This window comes from Pseudoflavonifractor sp. MCC625 (assembly GCF_018784545.1).
Lineage (GTDB): Bacteria > Bacillota > Clostridia > Oscillospirales > Oscillospiraceae > Pseudoflavonifractor_A > Pseudoflavonifractor_A gallinarum.
Genome location: NZ_WQOJ01000042.1, coordinates 1 through 293, shown reverse-complemented (window position 1 = coordinate 293; position 293 = coordinate 1). Strand labels below are relative to the sequence as shown.

At 56.0% G+C, this 293-nt stretch carries 1 protein-coding gene; it reads left to right on the top strand.

Features of this window, described 5'->3' with window-relative positions:
• Positions 1-293: transposase (locus GPK94_RS13620; protein WP_215656081.1), on the top strand; the 293-nt coding region annotated here is incomplete at both ends.

The following is a 293-nucleotide window of genomic DNA, read 5'->3' as shown; positions in this document are numbered from 1 at the left end:
AAGATCCTGGCACTGTACGCCTGCGGCATGAGCCAGCGGGATATCGCTGAGCAGATCAAGGAGCTGTACGGCGTGGAGATCTCTCCGGAGCTGGTGACGAAGATCAGTGAAAAGATCATGCCGGAGGTCACAGCCTGGCAGAATCGCTCTCTGGAGCCGGTGTATCCGTTTGTGTTCATGGACGCCATTCACTACAAGGTTCGGGAAGACCGTCGGTACGTGACCAAAGCAGCGTATGTGGTTCTGGGTGTCACCATGGATGGCAGGAAGGACATTCTGGGAGTCTGGATTGG